Annotated in this window: 26 protein-coding genes; 25 read left to right on the forward strand and 1 reads right to left on the reverse strand. The window is 36.7% G+C overall.

Features of this window, described 5'->3' with window-relative positions:
* Window positions 1-197 precede the first annotated feature (197 nt).
* Together EV142_RS03295 and EV142_RS03300 are read left to right on the forward strand one after the other, a co-directional pair.
* Window positions 198-1,883, forward strand: a complete 1,686-nt coding sequence (locus EV142_RS03295; RefSeq protein WP_132032669.1) for a sodium/sugar symporter — start codon at window positions 198-200, stop codon at window positions 1,881-1,883.
* A gap of 117 nt (window positions 1,884-2,000) precedes the next feature.
* Window positions 2,001-2,606 (forward strand): hypothetical protein, encoded by a 606-nt coding sequence (locus EV142_RS03300; RefSeq protein WP_132032671.1) that lies wholly within the window; start codon window positions 2,001-2,003, stop codon window positions 2,604-2,606.
* A 19-nt stretch (window positions 2,607-2,625) separates the two neighbouring features.
* Here EV142_RS03300 and EV142_RS03305 read toward each other — a convergent pair whose 3' ends face one another.
* Complete coding sequence (locus EV142_RS03305; RefSeq protein ID WP_132032673.1) at window positions 2,626-3,876, reverse strand: NAD(P)/FAD-dependent oxidoreductase; 1,251 nt, start codon at window positions 3,874-3,876, stop codon at window positions 2,626-2,628.
* A gap of 101 nt (window positions 3,877-3,977) precedes the next feature.
* On the opposite strand from EV142_RS03305, the gene EV142_RS03310 reads away from it, so the two are divergent.
* The 23 genes from EV142_RS03310 (at window position 3,978) to EV142_RS03420 (ending at window position 24,534) form a co-directional block, all read left to right on the forward strand.
* The gene (locus EV142_RS03310; RefSeq protein WP_132032675.1) at window positions 3,978-5,498 is read left to right on the forward strand and encodes an HAL/PAL/TAL family ammonia-lyase; all 1,521 of its coding nucleotides are present in this window, start codon (window positions 3,978-3,980) and stop codon (window positions 5,496-5,498) included.
* Between the two features lie 35 nt (window positions 5,499-5,533).
* Entirely contained in the window at window positions 5,534-6,745 is a 1,212-nt protein-coding gene (locus EV142_RS03315) for a WG repeat-containing protein (protein WP_132032677.1), read from the forward strand.
* Between the two features lie 74 nt (window positions 6,746-6,819).
* Window positions 6,820-7,551 (forward strand): 3-oxoacyl-ACP reductase FabG, encoded by a 732-nt coding sequence (gene fabG, locus EV142_RS03320; RefSeq protein WP_132032679.1) that lies wholly within the window; start codon window positions 6,820-6,822, stop codon window positions 7,549-7,551.
* Window positions 7,552-7,568: 17 nt separating this feature from the next.
* On the forward strand, window positions 7,569-8,792 hold the full coding sequence (locus tag EV142_RS03325) for a beta-ketoacyl-[acyl-carrier-protein] synthase family protein (protein ID WP_132032681.1): 1,224 nt from the start codon (window positions 7,569-7,571) through the stop codon (window positions 8,790-8,792).
* Between the two features lie 3 nt (window positions 8,793-8,795).
* Complete coding sequence (locus EV142_RS03330) at window positions 8,796-9,050, forward strand: acyl carrier protein (protein WP_132032683.1); 255 nt, start codon at window positions 8,796-8,798, stop codon at window positions 9,048-9,050.
* A complete protein-coding gene (locus tag EV142_RS03335) occupies window positions 9,050-9,931 on the forward strand; it encodes an LpxL/LpxP family acyltransferase (protein WP_132032685.1) in 882 nt (293 codons plus the stop codon). The genes EV142_RS03330 and EV142_RS03335 overlap by 1 nt, the downstream gene beginning before the upstream one ends.
* Before the next feature lie 71 nt (window positions 9,932-10,002).
* A complete protein-coding gene (locus EV142_RS03340) occupies window positions 10,003-11,652 on the forward strand; it encodes a phytoene desaturase family protein (RefSeq protein WP_132032688.1) in 1,650 nt (549 codons plus the stop codon).
* A 33-nt stretch (window positions 11,653-11,685) separates the two neighbouring features.
* Window positions 11,686-12,588: an NADPH-dependent FMN reductase family protein gene (locus EV142_RS03345; RefSeq protein WP_132032690.1), complete on the forward strand. Its 903-nt coding sequence runs from the start codon at window positions 11,686-11,688 to the stop codon at window positions 12,586-12,588.
* 16 nt (window positions 12,589-12,604) lie between these two features.
* Window positions 12,605-13,738, forward strand: a complete 1,134-nt coding sequence (locus tag EV142_RS03350) for a beta-ketoacyl-ACP synthase III (RefSeq protein ID WP_132032692.1) — start codon at window positions 12,605-12,607, stop codon at window positions 13,736-13,738.
* A complete protein-coding gene (locus EV142_RS03355) occupies window positions 13,738-14,169 on the forward strand; it encodes a hypothetical protein (protein ID WP_132032694.1) in 432 nt (143 codons plus the stop codon). The genes EV142_RS03350 and EV142_RS03355 overlap by 1 nt, the downstream gene beginning before the upstream one ends.
* A 7-nt stretch (window positions 14,170-14,176) precedes the next feature.
* Window positions 14,177-14,644 (forward strand): ABC transporter permease, encoded by a 468-nt coding sequence (locus tag EV142_RS03360; RefSeq protein WP_132032696.1) that lies wholly within the window; start codon window positions 14,177-14,179, stop codon window positions 14,642-14,644.
* 23 nt (window positions 14,645-14,667) lie between these two features.
* Window positions 14,668-15,072, forward strand: coding sequence for a hypothetical protein (locus tag EV142_RS03365; protein ID WP_132032698.1), 405 nt, complete (start codon window positions 14,668-14,670; stop codon window positions 15,070-15,072).
* Window positions 15,072-16,070, forward strand: coding sequence for a BtrH N-terminal domain-containing protein (locus EV142_RS03370; protein WP_132032700.1), 999 nt, complete (start codon window positions 15,072-15,074; stop codon window positions 16,068-16,070). The genes EV142_RS03365 and EV142_RS03370 overlap by 1 nt, the downstream gene beginning before the upstream one ends.
* Window positions 16,071-16,077: 7 nt before the next feature.
* Window positions 16,078-16,830: an ABC transporter ATP-binding protein gene (locus tag EV142_RS03375; protein WP_132032702.1), complete on the forward strand. Its 753-nt coding sequence runs from the start codon at window positions 16,078-16,080 to the stop codon at window positions 16,828-16,830.
* Window positions 16,820-18,103 carry an ABC transporter permease gene (locus EV142_RS03380; protein ID WP_162304643.1) on the forward strand — a complete coding sequence of 428 codons (1,284 nt, stop codon included), beginning with the start codon at window positions 16,820-16,822 and terminating at the stop codon, window positions 18,101-18,103. The genes EV142_RS03375 and EV142_RS03380 overlap by 11 nt, the downstream gene beginning before the upstream one ends.
* A complete protein-coding gene (locus EV142_RS03385) occupies window positions 18,078-18,527 on the forward strand; it encodes an acyl-CoA thioesterase (protein ID WP_132032704.1) in 450 nt (149 codons plus the stop codon). The genes EV142_RS03380 and EV142_RS03385 overlap by 26 nt, the downstream gene beginning before the upstream one ends.
* 96 nt (window positions 18,528-18,623) lie before the next feature.
* Complete coding sequence (locus EV142_RS03390) at window positions 18,624-19,775, forward strand: beta-ketoacyl-[acyl-carrier-protein] synthase family protein (RefSeq protein WP_132032706.1); 1,152 nt, start codon at window positions 18,624-18,626, stop codon at window positions 19,773-19,775.
* A 29-nt stretch (window positions 19,776-19,804) separates the two neighbouring features.
* A complete protein-coding gene (locus EV142_RS03395; protein ID WP_132032708.1) occupies window positions 19,805-20,419 on the forward strand; it encodes a hypothetical protein in 615 nt (204 codons plus the stop codon).
* Window positions 20,420-20,509: 90 nt separating this feature from the next.
* On the forward strand, window positions 20,510-21,124 hold the full coding sequence (locus tag EV142_RS03400) for a beta-ketoacyl-[acyl-carrier-protein] synthase family protein (RefSeq protein WP_132032710.1): 615 nt from the start codon (window positions 20,510-20,512) through the stop codon (window positions 21,122-21,124).
* 2 nt (window positions 21,125-21,126) lie between these two features.
* A complete protein-coding gene (locus tag EV142_RS03405; RefSeq protein ID WP_132032712.1) occupies window positions 21,127-21,384 on the forward strand; it encodes a phosphopantetheine-binding protein in 258 nt (85 codons plus the stop codon).
* 113 nt (window positions 21,385-21,497) lie between these two features.
* Window positions 21,498-22,697, forward strand: coding sequence for a beta-ketoacyl-[acyl-carrier-protein] synthase family protein (locus tag EV142_RS03410; RefSeq protein ID WP_132032714.1), 1,200 nt, complete (start codon window positions 21,498-21,500; stop codon window positions 22,695-22,697).
* Window positions 22,694-23,755 carry a beta-ketoacyl synthase N-terminal-like domain-containing protein gene (locus EV142_RS03415; RefSeq protein WP_132032716.1) on the forward strand — a complete coding sequence of 354 codons (1,062 nt, stop codon included), beginning with the start codon at window positions 22,694-22,696 and terminating at the stop codon, window positions 23,753-23,755. The genes EV142_RS03410 and EV142_RS03415 overlap by 4 nt, the downstream gene beginning before the upstream one ends.
* Window positions 23,752-24,534 (forward strand): polysaccharide deacetylase family protein, encoded by a 783-nt coding sequence (locus EV142_RS03420; RefSeq protein WP_132032718.1) that lies wholly within the window; start codon window positions 23,752-23,754, stop codon window positions 24,532-24,534. Before EV142_RS03415 ends, EV142_RS03420 begins: the two co-directional genes overlap by 4 nt.
* Window positions 24,535-24,576: the final 42 nt, after the last annotated feature.

Here is a 24,576-nt window from a genome sequence, read left to right on the forward strand (position 1 = left end):
CATTTAATGTAATAATGCGGTTATAAATGTTAAAAACACATTTATTTTTGGTGCGGAAATGTTTTTTTATCTTATTTTTGGCTTTGGATCATTTTTTCACAAAAAAATAACGAAATAAAAACACATCCTATATTTTAAACCGTATTAAATAATAAAACAAACAATCACCTTTACTAATTTTTAAACTATTACTAACAATGAACCAGAACCTTGCTTTCGCAGATTATGCGGTTTTTATTATCTATTTTATCGTAGTGACAACCTACGGTTTTACTATTTACCACAAACGTAAAAAAGACGAACAAGATGCTAAAGCTTACTTTTTGGCTGAAGGGAATTTAACCTGGTGGGCTATTGGAGCGTCTTTAATTGCTTCTAATATTTCTGCTGAGCAATTCATCGGAATGAGTGGGGAAGGTTTCTTTTTAGGAATTGCAGTTGCTGCTTACGAATGGTTAGCGGCTGTTGCTTTAATTATTGTAGCGGTTTGGTTTATTCCGGTTTATCTTAAAAATAAGATTTACACCATGCCACAATTCTTAAAAACGCGTTATAATGAATCGACTGCATTGATTATGGCCGTTTTCTGGTTGTTTTTGTATGTATTTGTAAACTTAACTTCTATTTTATATTTGGGTGCGGTTGCCATTAACGGACTTGCGGGCGGAGAATACCTGCATGTAATCATGGTTGGACTGGCTTTATTCGCTTTATTGATTTCCTTAGGAGGAATGAAAGTTGTAGCGTATACAGACGTTATTCAGGTAGCCGTTTTAATTATTGGTGGTTTAGTGACCTCATATATTGCACTAACAACCGTTGGACAGTATTTTGGCGTTGGCGAAAATGCTATCGCAGGTTTTAAAGTTTTAATGAGAGAAGCTCCGGAGCATTTCAAAATGATTATTCCAAAACCAACGGCAACTTCCTCTCAACTTGATATTGACAAATATTTGACTTTCCCGGGTTTGATGTCTTACCTTGCCGGTATCTGGATTATCAACCTGAATTACTGGGGTTGTAACCAATACATTACACAAAGAGCTTTGGGTGCAGATTTACAAACAGCCCGTACAGGTATTTTATTTGCCGGTATGTTAAAATTGTTAATGCCTTTAATCGTAATGCTGCCTGGTATCGCTGCTTATGTTTTATATCAAAACGGACATTTAACAAAATTAGTGGGAGGAAAAGACGGTGCTTACTCTGCTGTATTGACTTTCCTGCCAACAGGTTTAAAAGGACTTTCCGTAGCGGCCTTGACTGCTGCAATTGTGGCATCATTGGCCGGAAAAGTAAACAGTATCTCAACAATTTATACTTTAGATATTCATAAAAAATACATTCAGAAAGAAGCTGGCGAAAAACAACAGGTAAACATTGGCAGAATTGCCGTTTTTGCTGCAATGCTTCTGGCTGTTCTGTTTACATGGAATGACATCCTGGGAATTGGCGGAGTTGGTGGATTTACTTATATCCAAAAATATACCGGATTTATCAGCCCCGGAGTTTTTGCAATGTTCTTTCTTGGTATGTTCTGGAAAAGAACTACCGGAACTGCAGCCATTGTGGGTGTAATTTTAGGATTTGTATTATCTGTATTATTCAACGAATATGCTCCAATGCTGTTCGGAAACGAAACTTTGTTATACACTGCTTATCCTAACGGAAAAGGGGCTTTCGAAATTCCTTTCCACATCTGTATGGGATTATCATTCTTCTTTACGATGTTAGCTATGATTGCAATTAGTTTTGCAGGACCAAAAGTAAATCCTAAAGCGTTTGAAATAGATTCTGAAATGTTTAAGGTAAAACCACAAACTACGGTTTTAATCGTAATTACCTTATTGGTTATTGTGGCTTTATATGTTAAATTCTGGTAGTATAATTTTTTACTATATTATTTTTTGAAGAAAGAAGAGGATATCAAAAACGATATCCTTTTTTTTATTTACAATGATTTTACTTAGTTTTAGACCCTTAATAATTAACCAATAAAAATGAAAAAATTAATCATTGCATGCTTCTTTATTTCAGGAGTTGTGTTTGCACAAGACATGAAAGTCGTTCAGGGAAACTTTGATTTTTTAAAAGATCAAAAAGAAATCAACACCGAATTTGATTATAGTAATTTTACTATGATGAAAGAAAAAAAATCAGAAGCACAATATGTTGAAGAACATAAAGCCGATTTAGATGAGAAAGCAAAAGGAAACGGAAATCTTTGGCAAAAGCGATGGATTGTGGCAAAACAACAAATCTGGACTCCAAAATTTCTGGAAATCGGAAACATTGTTTTGTCTAAAGCGGGTAAAGATGTCAATTTTCAGGAAGGATTAAAAACTCCATATACTTTAATTGTTCAAACCGTATGGCTTTACCCAGGCTGGGATGCCGGAATTATGAAACAACCTGCAAAAGTTACTACAAACTTAAAGTTTGTTGAAACAGCAAACAAATCAAATGTCTTACTCGAAATAACAAGCGAAGAGGCTCCGGGAGATCAGTGGGGAAGCAACTTTAATAATGAAACCAGAATTGGAGAAGGATATGCAAAAACAGCAAAATCATTATCTAAACTTTTATTGAAAAAAGCATTCAAATAAAATCAAAAAAAAGCCCTGATCACTCAGGGCTTTGTTCTTTTTGCATATTCAGCAAATACGCCATATTCTTGATCACATGATCGTGTTTCTTTACAAACGGATTCTCCTCGTTCCAAACATAACCTGCCAAAACAGAGCATATTTTTTCTTTTACTTCCGGATTTTCCGGTTGGTGAAAAAACAGCGTTTGCAGGTTTCCGGTGTACCATTCTTTCACGTAAGTGGTAAAAACAGCAATTCCGCGTTTCATGTAGGCAGTAAATTCAACCTCCCAGTCTACTGCAATTCCTTGAGATTCTTTCAGGTATAATTTTGCGGCCAGCATTCCGGATTCAGTTGCAAAAGCAACTCCCGATGAAAAAACAGGATCCAGAAATTCAGAACTGTTTCCTGTCAGGGCAAAACCATCTCCGTACATTCTTTTTACGGCTCTCGAATAATTCTCCAGCTTCACCGGCTCAAATAAAAACTCGGTTCCTTTAAATCTTTTGATATAATAATCAGATTTTTGAATCGCATTTCGCAAAGCCTCGGCATTATCTTTATTTTCAGATAATGAATTGATGAAATCCGTCGGACCCACAACGCCCAAACTCGTATTTCCATTCGAAAACGGAATTACCCATAACCAGACTTCGGTTTCCAGAATATCAAACGAAATCTGGGTTCCTTCCTCTCCTTCCGGTCTGTTAATATCTTTTACGTGTGCAAATATCGACGAATGCGGATCTAGTTGTGATGGCGTATCCAGATCTAAAAGTCGGGGTAAAACACGTCCGTATCCACTGGAATCGATAATGAAATTGGCGTGGATTTCTTTCAGGTTTCCGTCCTTATCTTTTACGATTGTTTTGGATTTTTTGCCTTCAAAAGAAACTTCCAGTACTTCCGATTCAAACTCGAGATCAATTCCTTTTCGAATTACTTCCTGCGCCATTGTATTGTCAAAGTCAGCTCTTGGCACCTGCCAGGTCCAATCCCAGCCTTCACCAAATTTTTTACTGAAATCAAAAACACAAATCTCTTCTCCTCTTATAAAACGGGCCCCTAATTTCTTTTCAAAATTCATGGCGTCAAGACTCTCCAAAAGCTCTGCCTCTGCAAAATGATCCATAACTCTCGGGATCAGGCTTTCGCCGACAACAAGTCTCGGAAATTTTGTTTTTTCCACAACTTTTATCCTGACGTTATTTTTATGAAGATACGATGCCGAAACGCATCCAGAAGGTCCTGCGCCTATGATTAAAACATCTACAAACTCCTTTGTCATATTAGAAATGTTATGATTTATTAACTTACATTTGCCATCATCAAAATAACTACATTTATTTTGATAAATAAAATTAAATTAGCACAATCAAAACCGGTTTAATGAATACAATTAATGAATATTTAAGTTTAGCAGAATTTGAGTCTATTATCTTTGGAAATAATAAAGTTGTTGTTAGCGATATTGTTTTAAACAGAGTAAATGAAAGCTTTAATTTTTTAAAGGAATTTTCGGGAAACAAAGTAATATACGGAGTAAATACGGGCTTTGGACCAATGGCTCAATACCGGATTAAAGAATCCGACCAGATTCAGTTACAATATAATTTAATTAGAAGCCACTCTTCCGGAACAGGAAAACCTTTGAGTCCTGTATGTGCAAAAGCAGCCATCCTGGCACGACTTAATACGCTTTCATTAGGAAATTCAGGCGTTCACCCGTCTGTAATTCATTTAATGGCCGAGCTGATTAACAGAGATATTACCCCTTTAATTTTTGAACACGGTGGTGTTGGTGCGAGTGGAGATTTAGTACAATTGTCACATCTGGCTTTAGTTTTAATCGGCGAAGGCGAAGTTTTTTATAAAGGTGAAAGAAGACCAACTCAGGAAGTTTTCGAAATTGAAGGTTTAAAACCCATTCAGGTAGAAATCAGAGAAGGTCTTGCGTTGATCAACGGAACTTCGGTTATGACCGGAATTGGAGTGGTAAATGTACATCATGCCAATAAATTATTAGACTGGTCGTTAAAATGTTCCTGCGCCATCAACGAATTGGTTCAGGCGTATGACGATCACTTTTCTGAAGAATTAAACCAAACCAAACGTCATAAAGGACAACAGGAAGTTGCGGCAAGAATGAGACAAAATCTTTCGGACAGTACTTTAATCCGTAAAAGAGAAGATCACTTATATTCAGGAGAAAATACCGAAGAAATTTTCAAAGAAAAAGTTCAGGAGTATTATTCCCTACGTTGCGTACCTCAAATTTTAGGTCCGGTTTTAGAAACAATCAATAATGTTGCTTCTATTCTGGAGGACGAATTTAACTCCGCAAACGACAACCCGATTATCGATGTAAAAAACAAACACGTTTATCACGGAGGTAATTTCCACGGCGATTATATTTCGCTTGAAATGGATAAATTGAAAATCGTTATTACCAAATTAACGATGCTGGCAGAACGTCAGTTGAATTATTTATTGAATTCGAAAATCAACGAAATACTTCCTCCATTTGTAAATTTGGGAACATTAGGATTTAATTTCGGAATGCAGGGTGTTCAGTTTACCGCTACCTCAACCACTGCCGAAAGCCAAATGCTGTCGAACCCAATGTATGTGCACAGTATTCCGAACAACAATGACAATCAGGATATTGTAAGCATGGGAACAAATGCTGCCGTGATTACCTCAAAAGTAATCGAAAATGCTTTTGAAGTATTAAGTATTGAAATGATTACAATCGTTCAGGCAATTGATTATTTAGGCCAAAAAGATAAAATTTCATCTGTTACCAAAAAATGGTATGATGATGTTCGAAATATAGTTCCGACATTTAAGGAAGATCAGGTGATGTATCCTTTTGTTCAAAACGTAAAAGATTACCTTATAAACAGTTAAACCGTACACAATTATTAATCTTGAATCTTAAACCCATGAAAAAATATTTCTTTTTTTTATTGTTATTATTTATTCAGTTTGTTAATAGTCAGGAATTGGCTTTGGTCAAAAAAAATGCTAAAATTGGATATCTTTCCAAAGATGGTAGTTTTAAAATCGAGCCTCAGTATAAATCGGCCAAAAGTTTTTCTGAAGGTTTGGCTGCTGTAGAAAATAATGGAAAATGGGGTTTTATTGACAGTAAGGGAACCTGGGTAATTCCTGCTGATTTTAAGGATGCCAAGAATTTTAACAGTGGAATTGCCATTGTTCAAAAAGACAAAGACTGGGTTTATATTAATACAAAGGGAGAAATTCAAAAAGCACTGGTTTCTGATAAAGTATTTGATTTTAATGATGGGGTCGCGTTTTTCAGACAGAACGCCAAAGTTGGATTGATTAATCCTAAAATGACAATCGTTTTAGACCCGAAATACGACCAGATCAAACCTTTCGAAAATGGTTTTGCAAGAGTGGAACTGAATAAAAAATGGGGAATCATTACTACTGCCGGGAAAGAAGTAGTAGAACCTGTTTACGATGAAATAGGCAATTATTTTAAAAACACAACCTGGGCACGAAAAGATAAAACTTTTGGAATTGTAAGTGCCGGAAATTTTATTCCGGTTGAAGGTGCTGAAAAAATCTGGGATTTTGAAACACAAGATTTAACGTATGCGAAAAAGAACGGAAAAATCGGATTCATTGACTTAAAAGGAAACTGGGCAATTCTGCCTATTTATGATAAAGCAAGAGCATTCTCGAAAAATTTAGCTCCTGTTTGTGTGGGATCGAAATGGGGCTACATTAACACAAAAGCAGAATTCATTATTCCGCCAACTTACAGTGATGCCGAGGTTTTCAGTTCAAATGGACTGGCCCCCGTAAAAGAAAAAAACTGGGGATTCATCAATGAAACCGGAAAATTAATAATCCCTACCCAATACGGTATTACTTCAAACGGTCTGATTATTGCTTTGTTCGTACAACAGGACAAAGGATTCATTGATGGTATAGCAAGAGTAAAAAATGAAGGAAAATGGGGATTTCTTAAACCGGATGGAACGGTATTAGGGAATCAATGGTTTGAAAACGCTGAATTATTTTCAAAAACAACAGAAAAAAACAACACCGGTGAAATCGCTGCTGAGAAGCCAAAAGCAGAAACAAAAGCCGCGACAAAACCAGTGACCAAAAAGAAAAAATAATTTTATTTATGAAAGCGCCAATCCAATAAAAGGGCGACAACAGGAATAAACTATAAAAAATAAATTTTACCTAAATGAAATGTGTATTAGTAACAGGTGGTTCGAGAGGAATTGGAAGCGCGGTTTGTAAAAAATTAGCCGTTGATGCCAATTATCATATTTTGATTAATTATCATTCTAACAAAACTGCTGCCGAAGAAACACTTCAGGAAATACAAAAATTAGGGGCAACCGGCGAAATTTTAGGTTTCGACGTTTCTAATTTTGAAGAAGTACAAAATACTTTAACAAAATGGCAGGAAGCAAATCCTGAGGCAATTGTTGAAGCCATTGTTAACAACGCCGGAATTACAAAAGATGGTCTTTTTATGTGGATGACTCCCGAAGACTGGAATGGAGTGGTCAATACAAGCCTAAACGGATTTTTTAATGTAACGCAGTTTTTCATTCAGAAAATGCTGCGCAACAAATATGGCCGAATCGTGAATATGGTTTCTGTTTCCGGAGTAAAAGGAACAGCAGGACAAACCAATTATTCGGCTGCAAAAGGAGCAATTGTTGCAGCTACCAAAGCGTTGGCCCAGGAAGTTGCCAAAAGAAATATTACTGTAAATGCAGTGGCACCCGGTTTTATCCGAACAGATATGACCAGTGCCTTGGATGAAAAAGAATTACTAAAACTAATTCCGGTAAATCGTTTTGGCGAAGCCGAAGAAGTAGCTGATTTGGTAAGCTTTTTGATTTCAAAAAAAGCAAGCTACATTACAGGAGAAATTATCAATATAAACGGAGGAATATATTCTTAAAATTACTTTGAAAGACGATGAATAAGAGAGTTGTAATTACTGGAATGGGAATTTATTCCTGTATCGGAACTTCTTTAGACGAAGTAAAGGAATCCCTATACAACGGAAAATCGGGTATTCAGTTTGACCCTGAAAGAAAGGAATTTGGATTTCAATCTGCCTTAACCGGTATGGTTCCTAAAACTGATCTCAAAAATTTACTGTCCCGCAGACAACGTATGAGCATTGGTGAAGAAACCGAATATGCTTATATGGCTACTATCGAAGCCCTGAAAAATGCCAATATCGACGATGCCTTTTTTGACACCCGCGAAGTTGGAATCATGTACGGAAACGATAGTGTTTCTAAAGCTATTATTGATGCAACAGACATTGTCCGCGAGAAAAAAGACACTGCCCTAATTGGTTCCGGAGCCATTTTTAAATCGATGAATTCTACGGTAACCATGAATTTATCTACAATTTTCAAGCTAAGAGGAATCAATCTTACTATAAGTGCAGCCTGTGCCAGTGGTTCACACTCCATTGGACTGGCCTATTTTTTAATCAAAAGCGGTTTTCAGGATATCATTATTTGCGGTGGTGCGCAGGAAATCAACAAATATGCTATGAGCAGTTTTGACGGTTTAGGGGTTTTTTCCTCAAGGGAAAATGAACCTGAAAAAGCGTCAAGACCTTTTGATGCAGACCGTGACGGGTTAATTCCGAGTGGCGGAGGGGCAACTTTAATTTTAGAAAGTTACGAATCTGCAATAGCACGCGGCGCTACGATTATTGCCGAAGTAGCGGGTTACGGATTTTCGTCCAACGGAGGTCATATTTCGACTCCAAATGTAGAAGGGCCTGCAACTGCGATGCAGCGAGCACTTGACGATGCCAAATTAAAAGCGTCAGATATTGACTACATTAACGCTCATGCGACTTCAACCCCAGTTGGAGATGGTAATGAGGCCAAAGCGATCTTTGAAGTTTTTGGTGAGAAAAATCCTTACGTTAGTTCTACAAAATCAATGACAGGACACGAATGCTGGATGGCCGGGGCAAGTGAGGTAATCTACTCTATAATAATGATGCAGCATGATTTTATCGCACCAAACATCAATTTAGAAAATCCGGATGAAGATGCTTCAAAATTAAATTTAGTTAAAACTACGTTAAACAAAAAATTTGACATATTTTTGTCCAATTCCTTCGGGTTTGGAGGAACCAACTCGGCGTTGGTAGTTAAAAAGTTTAATTGAGTGATGAATAAAGAAGAAATAATAGAAAGAATTAATAGTTTTTTGGTTGAAGAATTTGAAGTTGACGGAGACGATATTGAACCAAACGCTAATTTAAAAGACACATTAGGTTTAGATAGTTTAGATTATGTAGACTTAGTCGTTTCTATTGAATCTAACTTTGGAGTAAAACTGGTAGAAGTCGATTTTGTTGGAATTGCTTCTTTTCAGAATTTTTATGACCTGATTGAAACGAAACTAAAAGCCAAAGCTGTTTAATGAGCAAATGGGATGGTAAATCAAAAGGTACCGTTTTAGGATATAGAATATTTGTTTTTTTAATACAAAAAATGGGTATTCGATCTGCTTACGGACTTTTGTACTTTGTAGCATCTTATTATTTTCTTTTCCTGAAAAAAAGCAACAGTGCTATCTTCTACTATTTTAATCAACGATTAGAATATTCCCGGTTTAAGTCGAAAAAAATGGTATTCAGAAGTTATTATACTTTTGGACAGACCATCATTGATAAAATTTCTATTTCGGCAGGAATGCGAAATAAATTCACCTATGAATTTGACGGAATTGATGTTTTAAAAAATCTTTTGGCAGCAAAAAAAGGCGGAGTGCTTATTAGTGCACACGTTGGGAATTTTGAAATTGCCGAACATTTTTTAGGCGATATTAATCTTGATTTCAGCATTAATCTTGTTACTACGGATTTAGAACATTCTGCCATCAAAAACTACCTTGAAAGTCTTGCTCAGAAACCTACCGTAAAATTTATCATCATCAAAGACGATTTGTCTCATATTTTTGAGATTAACTCGGCCTTAACCAATAATGAATTGGTTTGTTTTACCGGTGATCGTTATTTTGAAGGAACAAAATCCCTTTCCGAGAAAATACTGGGCCAGGAAGCTCATTTCCCTGCAGGTCCCTTTTTAATCGCTTCCCGTCTACAAGTCCCTGTTGTTTTCGTTTATGTCATGAAAGAGCCCAACTTACATTATCATTTATACGCAAGAGAAGCCACCGTAAAACATCGTGACGAAAAGGCTTTGCTGAAAGAATATGTACAAAGTGTAGAAACTATTTTACAGAAATACCCTTTACAATGGTTCAATTATTTCGATTTTTGGAATCAGCTTAAAAAATAAAGATAAAATAAAACAACGTACTGCTTTTGATGGGCATTCTTTTATACTTTTAGGAAATCTTAAAACAAGGCATGAAAGAATACGACACGATTATCATTGGTTCCGGAGTTGGAGGTTTAGCGACAGGTATTTGTCTGGCAAGAGCAGGACAAAAAGTTTTAATTCTGGAGCAGCACTATGTTCCCGGAGGCTGGAGTCATAGTTTTACCCTAAACGGACAACGTTTCAGCCCAGGAGTACATTATGTAGGACTTCTTGAAGAAGGTTCCTCTACCAATGAACTTTATCGCGGTTTGGGAATTGCCAATGACCTGGTTTTTTTCCGAATGAATAAAAACGCCTACGAACATTGCTTAATTGGTGATCAGTCTTTTGACTTGCCGGCCGGAATTGATAATCTAAAAAAAACACTTGCTGCCCATTTCCCTGCTGAAGAAAAAAACATTGATGAATATCTTTCCTTAGTCGAAAAAGTAAGTTATGAACTTCAGCTAATTCCAAAATTAAAAGGCTGGTGGCAAAAAATAACGGTGCCATTCCGAACCAAACATTTTGGAAAATTTGCCTTATTCCCCTTAAAAAAGGTAGTGGCCTGGCATGTTAAAGATCCGATGCTGAAAGCCGTTCTTAACATTCAATGTGGAGATCATGGCCTTCCTCCAAGCAGAGCCTGTTTCCCGGTACATTGTTCTGTAATGAGTCATTATTTTGATGGCGGTTATTATCCGATGGGCGGCGGCGGCGGTATCGTAAAAGCGATGACAAACGGAATAAAAAGACATGGAGGCGAAGTTCGCGTACAGCAAAATGTATCTAAAATTATCATAGAAAATAAAAAAGCCATTGGTGTTGCATTTGAAAATGGCGAAAAAATATTTGCTAAAAATATCGTTTCGAATGCTGATCCTTCGATTACGTATTTAAACCTGATCGAAAAAGAACACCTTAGCAATTCCCTGCTGAAGAAACTTCAGAAAACAAAATACTCGGTTACTTCATTGATTTTATTTCTGACATTAGACATTGATGTTACCCGGTTTAAAATTGATTCCGGAAATATCTGGATGATGAAAGATGAAAATGACGATGACAATTTTGAAGATTTAATGAATAATGATATTGCAGAAGGCGATTCGTTTCCTGCTGTTTTTATAAGCTGTACGACCCTTAAAGATCCTGCAAGTTTTAATGGAAGATATCATAATTTCGAAATTGTTACTTATGTCAATTATGAGCATTTGGATGATTTTAACGGTTTAGAGGATTACCACAATGAAGAATACAAAATCTTCAAGGAAAAGGTCACCAACAAACTCATGAACAATGTCGAAAAAATAATCCCGAATGCGAAACAACATATTATTCAGGCCGAATTAGGAACGCCAAAAACCAACGAATTCTATATTAATTCAACTAAAGGGAATGTATACGGAACCGAAAAAACACTTAATCAGGTGGGACCTTTTGCCTACAAGAACAAAACCGAGATTGACAATTTATTTCTTTGTGGAGCCTGTACGCTTTCACATGGTGTTACCGGTGCAACGTATTCCGGTATTGCTGCTGCAGCATTAATTTTAGACTGCACACCGGATGATTTGTTAATTGAAGATGCCGATCAGAAAATACGAATTTATGATGCAGAGGATTCCTCCACATGGCCGCAATGGGTACATACAAAACGGTCGGACAAAATCAGGAAATTCATTCCGAAAAATTAACTACTTTAGCGATAACCAAAGCCAGAAACCGAAATGAAAAACGTTCTTGTCATTTATTATTCCCAATCCGGACAACTGGAATCGATTGCACAAAATATTGCAAAACCATTCCTTAATTCAGAAGAGATCCAGGTAACTTTTCATGAAATACAATTAGAGCAGCCATTTCCGTTTCCATGGGATAAAACTTCTTTTTTTGATGCTTTCCCGGAAACTTTTCTTCAAATACCAACAGCATTAAAACCGGTTCCGGAAGAAATTTTAAATACAAAGTATGACTTGATCCTGTTTCATTATCAGGTTTGGTACTTATCCCCTTCTATTCCCATCAATTCATTTTTGAAAAGTGATTCAGGCAAAAAAATACTGAATAATACGCCTGTCATAACCATCAGCGGTTCCAGAAATATGTGGATCATGGCGCAGGAAAAAATCAAGGTTTTATTGCAGGAAGCAAATGCAGAATTAGTTGGAAATGTAGCACTGGTAGACCGTGTCGGAAATTTAATCAGTGTGATTACCATTGTAGAATGGATGTTCTCCGGAGTAAAGAAAAAGTATTTGGGGATTTTTCCGTTACCGGGAGTTTCAGACAAAGACATTCAGGAATCAGATAAGTTCGGAGAAGTGATACTTTCCCATTTTAATCAGAATAAACTAAACGAATTGCAGCCCAGACTAGTGGCCATTGGAGGAGTTAAAATTAGCCCGTATCTGGTAACAGTAGATAAAACGGCCAATAAAATTTTCAATAAATGGTCAAACCTGATTTATAAAAATCAAAAAAACAGAAAAAAGCTGCTGAAACTATTTTATGTTTATTTATTCCTCGCGATATGGTTAATCTCACCAATAGTATATATATTGCACCTTATTACCTATCCCGTTAAGTTAAAAAAAATAAAAAAAGAAACTCAATATTATCAGGGAGTTTAGTAGACGAAATTAGATTATGTTTGAAGTATATATTACCAAAGCTGCAAAATATTTGCCAAATGAAGCTGTTTCTAATGACGAAATGGAAGATTACTTAGGACTCATCAATGATGCCGCTTCAAAAGCAAGACGCATTATTTTGCGCAATAATAAAATTACAAGTCGTTATTACGCCATAGATAAAACAGGAAAGAGTACACACAACAATGCCGAATTAACCCGAAACGCTGTTGTGCAATTGTTTGATGAAAACTTCACTGCACAAGATCTTGAAGTGCTTTCCTGCGGAACCTCAACACCTGATGTTTTCCTGCCTTCGCATGCTGCAATGGTACATGGTTTATTAAAAAATAAATCAGTAGAATTAAATTCATCAACCGGTGTTTGCTGCGCGGGAATGAACTCCTTAAAATTTGGTTTCCTTTCCGTACGATCAGGAAATTCCAAAAATGCAATTTGCACAGGATCTGAAAGAGTTTCGACCTGGCTGAATGCCCAAATGTACAATCATGAAGCAGCCAATCTAAAAAGCCTGGAAGAGCAGCCTATTATTGCGTTCAAAAAAGACTTTCTACGCTGGATGTTATCTGATGGAGCCGGAGCTTTTTTACTGGAAAATAAACCGAGAGGACCTATTTCCCTGAAAATCGAATGGATGGAAGCTTTTTCTTATGCGTACGAATTAGAAACCTGCATGTATGCCGGAGGTGATAAATTAGAAAATGGCGAAATCAAAGCATGGAGCGATTATGCCCCTGAAGAATGGCTGAAGGAATCTGTTTTTGCCATCAAACAGGATGTGAAAATACTGGACGAATTTATTCTTTCCAAAGGAGCCGAAAGCATGAGAGATGCCATGGTGAAAAATAATATTACAGCAGATCAGGTGGATTATTTTATGCCGCACGTTTCTTCTAACTTTTTTGTGGAAGGATTAAAAAAAGGTCTGACGGAAAAAGGAATCGGAATGGCCGATTATAAATGGTTCATGAATCTTTCACGAGTTGGAAATGTGGGTTCTGCCTCTATTTATTTAGCTTTGGAAGAATTAATGAATTCCGGTAATCTGAAAAAGGGAGACCGTATTCTTTTATCAGTTCCCGAAAGCGGGAGATTTTCTTTTGCCTATGCCTATTTAACCGTTTGCTAATGGAAACCACTTTAGTGTTAGAAAAAGAAGCTGTCGAGAATTTACTGCCACAAAAGTTTCCTTTTGTAATGGTAGATAAAATGTATTCGTTTACCGAAAACTCGTTAGTTTCCGGACTGAAGATTATAGACGATAATATATTTGCTGACCATAATTTTTTTCTGGAAGCCGGTTTAATTGAGCACATGGCCCAGTCTGTCGCATTACATACCGGATACGACTTCTTTTTGAAAAACGAAATAGCACCAACAGGTTATATTGGTTCTATAAAAGAAATTAAGATTAAGAAATTACCTAAAGTCAATGATACGATTCAGTCTACGGTAACCATTATACAGGAATTTGCCGGAATTACTCTGGTCGATATCGTAACGACTTTAAACAATGAAGAAATCGCTAACGGACAAATGAAAACCGTTTTAGCTAAATAATATCGGTATGAGAACTGCTGTTGACATCCAGAATTATTTACCGCACCGGCCACCTATGCTCATGGTCGATTTAATTCTGAATGTAGATGCCAGTTACGTAGAAACCGTATTTTTGATAAAAGAAGACAATATATTTGTCAGTAACGATGTTTTTATCGAAGCTGGTCTCATAGAAAATACCGCACAAACCTGTTCTGCTATAGTCGGGAAAAAATATTTTTTTGACGAGAATGGTTCAGAAAACGAAAACATAAATGTAATTGGTTTTATCAGTGCTATAAAAAACCTAAAAATACACGAACTGCCAAAAGCTTACGATACCATTATTACCAGAGCAAATCTGGTTTCTAAATTTGAAGGCGACGATTATACTTTATGTACGATGAGCTGCGAAAGTGTACTGGGAGAAAAAAAACTTTTAGAGTGCGAAATTAATTTGTTCATTCAAAAATCAATTTCGACTGTAGTATCCTAATTTCAATAGAAAACTAAACTGTCATGGAAAAAGAAAAAGTACCACAGGACAAAGGCAATTTAACCAAAAACAACCTGAAAGAATTGTTATACGCGACCGACGAAAACGGGGATTATACAACGACTTTAAGTACCGGCTGGGAACCAAAGACAATTGCACTTTCCAATTCTATTGATGATATTAACGAAAGGATTGCCGAAGCAAAATTGCAGGTTGAAACTGGTAAAGCAAGTCCGATTTGTTATTATATGGAACGCAATAAAATGGATCTGACCATTTTGGCAAGTTATGTCGGAATGTGGAAATGGCGTGTGAAAAGACATTTTAAACCCTCCGTTTTTGCCAAATTAAACGATACTATTTTACAGAAATATGCCGACGCTTTTGAGATATCAATAGCCGAACTAAAAAATATCAAAAAAGACTAATGCAAACTAATTTCACACATCATCAATCTGCCCATTGCGAGAATGGAGTAGCTTCGAATTTGTTAAAAAACAACGGACTGAGCATCAGTGAACCGATGGTTTTTGGGATTGGTTCCGGGCTTTTTTTCGTATACCTCCCTTTTATAAAAGTCAATCACGCCCCGGCAATTAGTTACAGAACATTGCCCGGACAGATTTTTAATAAGGTGGCAAGCCGTTTGAATCTAAAAATTAAAAGACAAAAATTCTCTTCCGTAGCAAGTGCCAATGCAGCATTGGATGCGAATTTAAAAAACAATATTCCAACCGGATTACAAGTTGGTGTGTATCATTTGAGTTATTTCCCTGATGAATACCGCTTTCATTTTAACGCGCACAATTTAGTTGTTTATGGCAAAACCGAAACGGACTATTTAGTAAGTGATCCTGTAATGGAAACCGTTACTACTTTAACGCATGACGAATTAGATAAGGTACGTTTTGCCAAAGGTGCTTTTGCACCACGGGGTCAAATGTATTATCCGATTCAGATTCCAAAAGAGGTAGATTTGAAAAGTGCCATCCTGAAAGGGATCAAAAATACCTGTCGCGACATGCTGGCTCCCATGCCCATTATTGGTGTCCGCGGAATTAAATTTGTATCCAGACAAATTAGAAAATGGCCTGTAAAACACGGCACTAAAAAAGCCAATCATTATCTGGCGCAAATGGTACGAATGCAGGAGGAAATTGGAACCGGAGGCGGTGGTTTCCGTTTTATTTATGCTGCTTTTTTACAGGAAGCTTCGGTTATTCTGAACAATGAAGAACTGAAAGTACTTTCTAAGGAAATGACCCAAATTGGAGATTCATGGCGTGATTTTGCCGTAGAAGCATCGCGCATTTATAAAAACAGAAGTGCCAAAGAAGATGCCTACAATACTATTGCCGATGAACTTCTGGACATTGCCAACAGAGAAGAACTCTTTTTCAAAAAATTAAAAAAAGCAATTAGCTAAACATATTTTGCATCCCATTATAAAAATAGAATCCCTTTCGAAAAAGTACAAAAATGCAGAACTGTATTCTTTGAACGATTTCTCGCTGAACATATACGAAGGCCAGATTTTCGGATTATTAGGTCCGAACGGAGCCGGAAAAACAACTTTGATTTCCATGCTTTGCGGATTAGTAAAACCAACCTCAGGTCATTTTACTATTCATGATCTGAACTACGCCAGTCATGCTTCAAAAATTAAAAAAATTATTGGCGTTGTACCGCAGGAATATGCGTTATATCCAACCTTAACCGCCAGGGAAAACCTGCATTATTTTGGAAGCATGTACGGTCTGAAAGGTTCCTATCTGAAAGATAAAGTAATCGAAACGTTAGATCTTTTAGGGCTTTTGAAATTCGCTGATAAACGCATCGAAACCTTTTCGGGCGGGATGAAACGAAGAGTAAACCTGATTGCCGGAATTCTGCACAATCCGAAAGTTTTGTTTTTAGATGAACCAACCGTAGGCGTTGACGTTCAATCCAAAAATGCAATTATAGATTATTTGAAACTCTTAAATCAAAACGGAACTACCATTATTTATACTTCGCATCATTTAGCCGAAGCGGAAGATTTCTGTACCAATATTGCTATTCTGGATCAGGGAAGTATTTATGCGCAGGGAACTCCTTCCGGTTTGATTGCTGCTACTGCCGGAGCCAGAAATCTCGAAGAAGTTTTTATTTCATTAACCGGTAAAAACTTAAGAGATGGTCTATAAAATCTGGATGTCGGTCGTAAAAGAATTTTTACTGCTCAAACGCGATTTAGGCGGTTTGATTATTTTGTTTATCATGCCCTTGGTACTTGTCATCACGGTAACTTTAATACAGGACAGTACTTTTAAAACCATTAGCGATACTAAAATTCCGATTTTACTGGTCGACAATGACAAAGGTTCTGTTTCTAAAACTGTTTTTGATAATCTCGAAAAAAGCAATTTGTTTAGCGTTGTCACTCAGATTGACAACAAACCCATTACGGAAGAAGTTGCCAAAGAAGCCGTTTACAAAGGAAAATTTCAATTGGCGATTGTAATTCCGAAAAACCTGAGTGTCGATTTACAAACCAAAATTGATCAGAATGTAGCCAAAATTGTCAGCAGTATGGGTTTAACCGACAGCACGGCAACGGCGGAACCTTCTAAAATAATCAAGGAAAAAGAAGTGAAATTGTATTTTGATCCGGCGGTTCAGATGAGTTTTAAAAATGCGGTCATGAGTTCTATTGATAAAATGATTTCACAAATCGAGACTAAATCAATTTATACCACTTTTCAGAATCAGTTAGGAGAAGGCACTGCTTCATTCGAACAAAAGAGTTTTATTACGTTTAAAGAAATCATTCCGAAAATAAACAACAAAGAAATTCTTCCCAATTCGGTGCAGCATAATGTTCCGGCCTGGACGCTTTTTGCCATATTCTTTATTGTAATTCCGTTGTCTATCAATATCGTAAAAGAAAAATCACAAGGAACATTCGTACGATTGTTAACCAATCCGGTTTCCAATCTGATTGTCATCATCGGAAAAACCATTACGTATTCTGTGATCTGTATGATTCAGTTTTATATGATGGTTGCGGTTGCGATTTTTCTGTTTCCGCATATTGGCCTGCCTCCTTTAAATATCGAAGGGCATTTGTTTTTAATGAGTGTCGTGGCGCTATTTTCAGGATTTGCCGCCATCGGATTCGGAATTTTATTAGGAACTGTTGCCAGCACCCAGGAACAATCTGCGCCGTTTGGTGCAACGAGTGTACTCATATTAGCAGCGATTGGCGGAGTCTGGGTTCCTGTTTTCGCCATGCCGAAAATCATGCAGGTCATAGCCAAATCGTCTCCTATGAATTGGGGACTGGAAGCCTTTTACGATGTCCTGCTGCGCAACGTAACGTTATTAGAAATCATTCCAAAAATAAGTTTATTGTTTTTGTTTTTTATCATCACAACCTCCATCGCATTATTTTATGACAAAAAGAAAAGAACAGTTTAACGAAGCCACTGACCTGACGGTAACGCACGAAATCAGAATTCGTTTTAACGAAACTGATCCGCTTGGCATTGTCTGGCATGGAAATTACATTACCTATTTTGAGGATGGACGGGAAGCGTTTGGCCGCCAGCACGGACTTACCTACCTGGATATTGGCAACACAGGTTACACGACCCCGATTGTAAAATCAAAATGCGAGCATAAATTATCCCTTCGTTACGGCGATGTGGTAACGATAGAAACAACCGTAGTGGATACTCCGGCTGCTAAAATGATTTACCGTTTTAAAATAATCGATGCCAAAGGCGAAGTAGCCTGCACTGGCGAAACTGTTCAGGTATTTTTAGACGGCGACGGAAATTTAATGCTGACCAATCCTCCTTTCTACGAAGAATGGAAGAGAAAAGTAGGGTTATTAACGTAGAACACTAATTTTCAATAATTACAAAATAAAAAATCTGCGTTAATCCTTTTAATCCGTACAATCTGTGGCCGATTTACCCGCCAGAAAAAAAGAAAAATGACAAGAGCAATCTATATCACCGAAACCAATTGTATAACACCTTTAGGGTTTGATGTCAAATCGAATACCGAGGCGATTCTTCGTGGTGATTCCGGTATTCAATTACATGACGATCTTTCTCTGATGCCGATGCCGTTTTATGCTTCAATTATAAATAATGAAAAACTAAACAGTGCCTTTGAGAAAATCAGCACTGATACAAAATATTCCCGTCTGGAGAAAATGATGATTCTGGCTTTAGAACCTATTATCAAAAATTCAGAAATTGATTTAAATTCCAAAACAGCATTTATCCTTTCGACTACAAAAGGAAATGTTACAGCGCTAAAAAAGGATTCAGACGACAGTTTTCAAAATGCTCATTTGGATGTTTTAGCAAAAAATATTGCCGATTTCTTCGGATTTCAAACGCAGCCAATTGTTGTTTCGAATGCCTGTGTTTCCGGAATTTTAGCGATTTCCGTTGCCAAAAGATTAATTCAGTCGGAACTGTATGACAATGCTTTTGTCATTGCCGGCGATGAAGTTTCGGAGTTTGTGTTATCCGGGTTTAATGCCTTTCAGGCCATGAGTGATTTGCCCTGCAAGCCCTATTCTAAAAACAGAACCGGAGTAAGTTTAGGCGAAGCAACGGCTGCAGTTTTACTTTCAACGGATGCCACAAACGCAAAAATAAAAGTGATTGGAGACAGTTCGATAAACGATGCCAATCATATTTCCGGTCCGTCGAGAACAGGTGAAGGTTTGTACCGAAGTATTCAGAATGCGTTGAAAGAAGCTCAAATTGAAGTCGATAAAATCGATTATATTTCAGCACACGGAACCGCGACTCCGTTCAATGATGAAATGGAAGCCATCGCCTTAAACCGTTTAGGTTTACAAAATGTCCCGATAAACAGTCTGAAAGGATTTTACGGTCACACTTTAGGCGCTTCAGGATTATTAGAAACCGTTATTTCAATTGAATCTGCCAATCAGAATCTGCTTTTTGAATCCAAAGGATTTGATGAAATCGGCGTAAGTGAAACTATAAATGTAATTGAGAAGAATGAAAAGGCAACTATTCAATTTTTCCTGAAGACGGCTTCCGGATTTGGTGGCTGTAATACGGCTGTGGTTTTTGAAAAAGTGAAACACGAATTGCACTAATTTTCACAGATTAATTATTGATAATAAAAATGAAAGTATCAAAATTCATATTTATAATTCTTGTTCTTCTTTCATCTTTCGGATGCAAAAAGAAAGAAGTGTCTGAATCTGATTTTGAAAAAGGCGTAATGAATAGTGTCTTTATCGAAATTGTAGATTCAATCTATATGGATCGAAGAATTATGTTTCCACCTCCAAGTCCAAAAATAGTAGATTTTAGAAAAAACATAATAGATACAATTGGATATCATGATAAACTAAAAAGATATCAGATAGAACAAGACAGTATTAAAAATGATAAAAATAAAATTATAATAGGTGTATATGATTTTGTAGTTAACAATAAAATTAGAAATAACAAATTTGATTTAACACCTTTTAAAAATAATGAAAAATTTGATTTTCAATATGTTTCTAAATATCCTAAAGAGATATATTGGGATATAAATAATAAAAATAGTAAAATGCCTGCTGGCACAATTGAAATTTCTAATATTCATTTTAATAAAACCAAAACTTCCGGAACTATAACTGCAAGTGCTTCTTGCGGAGGTGGAAAATGCGGAAGAGGATTTATAATTACAATTAAAAATAAAGCAGGAAACTGGCATATTACAAATGTTGAGCAAACCTGGGTTTCTTAAAAAAGGAAGTAATTTTCACAGATTAATTAGTGTAATTTCAACCCAAAACAATCCCGTGTAAATTTGTGGAATTAGTGTTAAACAAAAACAATGACTCAAAAAAACAACATACAATCCTATATCAAAATCCAAAACAACGAAATTGTTTTGAACGGAACTTCGGTATTCAAAATCGAACCCACCGATTTTGCGGATTTCTCGAAACAAGCCTATCGTAATTTTGACGTGCAATACCCGAAGTTTTTCAAAATGGATGCTTTGAGTAAACTGGCTTTTCTTGGAGCTGAATTGCTTTTGAGCCCCATGACTTCGGGGGAACAAGAAAATAATATTGCGCTGGTTCTGGCCAATAAATCCTCCAGTTTAGATACCGATGTAAAATATCAGGAATCTATTTCCGACCAGGAAAACTACTTTCCGAGTCCGGCGGTTTTCGTTTATACGCTGCCAAATATTTGTCTGGGCGAAATAAGTATCCGCCATCAGCTGAAAAGTGAAAATTCTTTCTTTATATTTGATGCCTTTAACACTGAATTTATGTCTAATTATTCCAATATTCTTCTGAATACGAATAAAGCAGACCTGGTTCTTTGTGGATGGGTAGAATTTTTTAATGACGATTACAAAGCGTTTCTTTGCACTATCAGTAAAGAAGAAAGCACAAAATATACAAACGAAACTATCAATACATTATATAATCAATAATCATGGAAGCATTAAAACTGGAATTAAAAAATAAAATCATTACCACTTTAAACCTTGAAGATATCGCTGTTGAAGATATTGCAGATAATGACGCTTTATTTGGAGATGGTTTAGGTTTGGACTCGATTGATGCTCTTGAGTTAATCGTGATTTTAGATAAGGATTACGGAATTAAACTGGTAGACCCGAAAGAAGGGAAAACTATTTTCCAATCGATCGAATCTATGGCGGCTTACATTAGCGCTAACAGAACAAAATAAGACTCACTTAGAATTGCTTGGATTTTTAGACTTCTTAGATAAAAAAGTCTGAAAATCTATGTAATACAACAATCTAAGAAGTCTAAAATTCTAACAATCTAAGAAGTCTAATAATGAAAGGTGTTGCAATAACGGGAATGGGAATTATCTCTTCGATTGGAAATTCCGTTGAGGAAAATTTCGATTCATTATTAAATGAAAATCGTGCCATTACCCGTGTCCAGAATATTTCGACTATTCATGCTGATATTAATAAGGTAGGGGAAATCAAAAAAACCAATTCGGAACTGATTGCCGAATTGCATCTTCCTGCGAATAATAATTTCTCGAGAACAGCTATGATTGCCACTTTTGCAGCAAAACAGGCTGTTGAAAATGCCGGAATTACAGCCATAAACGAATTCAGAACCGGACTCATTTCGGCTACAAGTGTGGGCGGAATGGACATGACGGAAAAATATTATTATGATTATTTCGAAAAACCGGAACTTGTAAAATATATCAGTTGCCATGATGGCGGTGATGTTGCCGATAAAATCGCTTCAGAGTTAGGTTTAAAAGGAATGGTAACCACAATCAGTACCGCTTGTTCCTCGGCAGCAAATTCCATTATGCTGGGCGCGCGACTGATTAAAAGCGGAAAACTGGATCGCGTTATTGTGGGCGGAGCCGATGCTTTGGCAAAATTTACCATCAACGGATTTAAGACCTTAATGATTTTATCTGACGATTACAACAAACCTTTTGACAACAACCGTAAAGGCTTAAATCTAGGAGAAGCGGCAGCATATCTGGTTTTGGAATCGGATGAAATTGTAAAAAAACAAAACAAAAAAGTACTCGCCAGAGTTTCCGGTTACGGAAATGCTAACGATGCTTTTCATCAGACTGCTTCTTCAGAAAATGGAGACGGTGCATATTTAGCGATGAAAAAAGCTTTTGAAGTTTCCGGATTGCAACCTTCTGAAATAGATTACATCAACGTACACGGAACGGCAACTCCCAATAACGATTTATCCGAAGGAAGAGCGATACTTCGTATTTACGGAGATGAAAAAGTACCTGATTTTAGTTCAACAAAACCTTTTACCGGACACACATTGGCAGCAGCAGCAGCAATTGAAGCGGTTTACAGTGTTTTGGCCATTCAGAATAATGTGGTTTATCCGAATATGAATTTCGAAACTCCGATGGAGGAATTTAATTTGCAGCCACAGACTTCCTTAAAAAATAAAAACATAGATCACGTTTTATCTAATTCTTTCGGATTTGGAGGAAACTGTTCCACCCTTATATTTTCAAAAAGCGAATGAAGAAAACATATATAAATGGAGTAGGTTGTATTTCGACTCAAAAAACATTTGATACTGTTTTTTTAGAAGACGCCGTATACAATCAAAATGACAACATTCTTAGCGTTGTCTCCCCTGTCTACAAAGATTTTATTGCTCCCGCTGCTGCCAGAAGAATGGCAAAAGGGGTGAAAAACGGAATTGTAGCTTCGGCACTTGCGATGAAAGATGCACATGCTGAAAATGTAGACGCTATTATTACCGGAACAGGATTAGGCTGTATTGAGGATTCTGAAAAATTCCTGAAAAACATCCTGGACAATAACGAAGAATTTTTAACGCCAACCGCATTTATTCAATCCACCCATAATACCGTTGGGGCACAAATTGCGCTGACGATGCAATGTAAAGGGTATAATTTTACCTATGTAAATGGTGCGGTTTCTTTTGAATCTGCCCTTCTGGATGCTAAAATGCAACTGGAAGAAAACGAAGCCAATTCGATTTTGGTGGGCGGTGTAGATGAGAACGGTGATTACACCATGGAACTTTTTAAATTGGCAAAACGTGTTAAACAGGAAAGCGAGCAGCCGTTTACGCTTTTAGCTCCAAAAACAATTGGATCCGTTCATGGTGAAGGGGCCAGTTTTTTTGTTTTGGAAAGTGAAAAAAAAGACACTACTTACGCCGAAATTCTGGATGTTCAAATTATAAACACTTTAGAAGAAAACGAAATTGAAACGGAAATAACTACTTTTCTAAAAGCTAATAACGTTGAAGTTTCAGCTGTTGATGCTATCGTTTTAGGTTTTAACGGCGATGTAAAATTCGATTCTTATTATAAAAGACTGACCGAAAATACTTTTTCAGATACCCCTCAGTTGTATTACAAACATTTGTGCGGCGAATACGATACGGCTTCTGCTTTTGGATTATGGATGGCGTCAAAAATTATAAAACTGCAGGAAATTCCGGAAATTGTAAAAGTAAATTCAGTTAAAAAATCAGCTTACAATACCATTTTATTATACAATCAGCTGAGCGGAAAAAACCATAGTTTTACGTTACTGTCAAAATGATAACGCATAGAAACATCTCGTTATTTTTTATTTTTGTACTGCTTTTACTGCTTCTTCTGAACTTGTATACCGCAATGAACTGGATGTGGTTTCTTGCCATTGTTCTACTTTGGCTGGGCATTAATGCTATCGGTTCTGCCAGAATTTCTTCTGATTATCATGTAAAAGCTTTCTGCAATAATCCTTTGGAAACCGAAAAAAAAATAGCCCTTACTTTTGATGACGGACCCAGTTCGTATACTTTGGAGGTTCTGGCCCTTTTAAAAAAATACAACGCAACCGCCACTTTTTTCTGCATTGGGAAAAATATCGAGATGCATTCGGAAATTGTAAAACAGATTATAGCCGAAGGACATTTAATTGGAAATCATTCCTACAGCCACTCGCCTTTTTTTGATTTCTATACTGCAAAAAGAATTACCGAAGAAATTCAGAAAACAGATTTATTGCTGGAAAAGCTTACTTCCAAAAAAATAAATTTCTTTCGTCCTCCTTATGGTGTAACCACGCCCTCCATCCGAAGAGCCCTAAAAATTACCGGACATAACGTTATTGGCTGGAATATCAGATCACTTGATGGCGGCACAAAAGACCAGAATTTAATTTTCAATCGCATTATAAAACGTGTTTCTCCCGGGGGAATCGTACTTTTGCATGATACAGCGTCACACTCTGTTTTGGTACTGGAACGGTTTTTGCAATTTTTACAGCAAAACAATTATAAAGTAATTTCGACTGAAGAGCTTTTGAATCTTAAAGCGTATGAGACGGAACGCTGATAAAACAGATTTGCTAAAGCGAAAACACGGATAAAACAGATT

Origin of the sequence: Flavobacterium circumlabens, assembly GCF_004345565.1 — a bacterium.
GTDB lineage: Bacteria > Bacteroidota > Bacteroidia > Flavobacteriales > Flavobacteriaceae > Flavobacterium > Flavobacterium circumlabens.